This is a genomic window from Methylobacterium oxalidis, from assembly GCF_007992195.1.
GTDB classification, from domain to species: Bacteria; Pseudomonadota; Alphaproteobacteria; order Rhizobiales; family Beijerinckiaceae; genus Methylobacterium; species Methylobacterium oxalidis.
This window is the reverse complement of the sequence record NZ_BJZU01000272.1, coordinates 1-1646: the sequence shown is the minus strand read 5'-3', so window position 1 is coordinate 1646 and position 1646 is coordinate 1. Positions and strand designations below refer to the sequence as shown.

Genomic DNA, 1646 nt, shown 5'->3' with positions numbered 1-1646 from the left:
TCGAGCCCCGCCGCCGCCGCGCCCTTGGCATCCCCCACCAGGATGATCCGGCCGCCGCGCGCGGCCACCTCCTGCATGTTCGACACCGTCTTCTCGAAGATCCCGTCGTGCGGCGCGATCACGATCACCGGCACGCTCTCGTCGATCAGCGCGATCGGGCCGTGCTTCAACTCGCCCGCCGCGTAGCCCTCCGCGTGGATGTAGCTGATCTCCTTCAGCTTCAGCGCACCCTCCAGCGCCATCGGGTAGGCCGTGCCCCGGCCCAGGTACAGCACGTCGCGGGCCTTGGCGATCTCGCGCGCCAGAACCTCGATCTCGCCCTCCTGCCGCACGGCCTGCGCCATCAGCCCCGGCACCGTGATCAGCGCGTCCACCAGCCGCCGCTCGGTGGCCGCATCGAGCACGCCGCGCTCGCGGCCCGCGTGCAGCGCCAGGCACAGCAGCACGGTGAGCTGGCAGGAGAACGCCTTGGTCGAGGCCACCCCGATCTCCGGGCCCGCGAGCGTCGGCAGCACGGCCGAGGCCTCCCGCGCGATGGTCGAGGTCGGCACGTTGACGATGCCCAGCGTGTGCTGGCCCTCGGCCTTGGCGTAGCGCAGCGAGGCCAGGGTGTCGGCGGTCTCGCCCGACTGCGAGATCACCAGCGTCAGCCCGCCCGCCTCCAGCGGCGCCTCGCGGTAGCGCGCCTCGGAGGCCACGTCGATCTCCACCGGCAGGCGGGCGAGCTTCTCGAACCAGTACTTGGCCACCAGCCCCGCGTAGTAGGCGGTGCCGCAGGCGGTGATGGAGATGCGGGTCAGGTCGGCAAACGAGAAGGGCAGCGGCTCGGGCAGGGCGACGCGGCCCTGCGCGAGGTCGACGTAGTGGCTGAGCGTGCGCCCGACCACCTCCGGCTGCTCGTGGATCTCCTTGGCCATGAAGTGGCGGTGGTTGCCCTTGTCGATGCGGTAGGCCTGCGCGGCGATCTTCTGGCGCGGGCGCGCGACGGGCTGGCCCTGGGCGTCGCGGATCTCGGCGCCCGCGCGGGTCAGGATGGCCCAGTCGCCCTCTTCGAGATAGGTGATCTCGTCGGTGAAGGGGGCGAGCGCCAGCGCGTCGGAGCCGAGGTAGGTCTCGCCGTCGCCGTAGCCGATGGCGAGGGGTGCGCCGTGGCGGGCGCCGATCAGGAGGTCGTCGCGGCCGGCGAAGAGGAAGCCGAGCGCGAAGGCGCCGCGCAGGCGGGGCAGGGTGGCGGCCACCGCCTCGACGGGGGCGAGGCCCTGGGCCATGGCGTGGCTGACGGCCTGGGCGACGACCTCGGTGTCGGTCTCGGTCTCGAAGGCGATGCCGTGGGCTTCGAGCTCGCTCTTGAGCTCGCGGAAGTTCTCGATGATGCCGTTGTGGACGACGGCGAGGCGGTCGGTTGCGTGGGGGTGGGCGTTGATCTCGTTGGGCTTGCCGTGCGTGGCCCAGCGGGTGTGTCCGATGCCGATGGCGCCGGCGAGCGGGGCCTGGACGAGCTTGAGCTGGAGGTTGGCGAGCTTGCCCTCGGCGCGGCGGCGCTCGAGGCGCCCGTGCTCGAGGGTGGCGATGCCGGCGGAGTCGTAGCCGCGATACTCGAGGCGGCGCAGGGCCTCGATCACCTGGCCTGCCACCGCGTCGCGCCC

General features: G+C 72.5%; 1 protein-coding gene. It reads right to left on the bottom strand.

Annotation, left to right across the window (positions count from 1 at the left end):
- Positions 1-1646, bottom strand: a 1646-nt coding sequence (gene glmS / locus MOX02_RS30480) for a glutamine--fructose-6-phosphate transaminase (isomerizing) (protein ID WP_244948466.1), incomplete at both ends; no start/stop codon positions are given.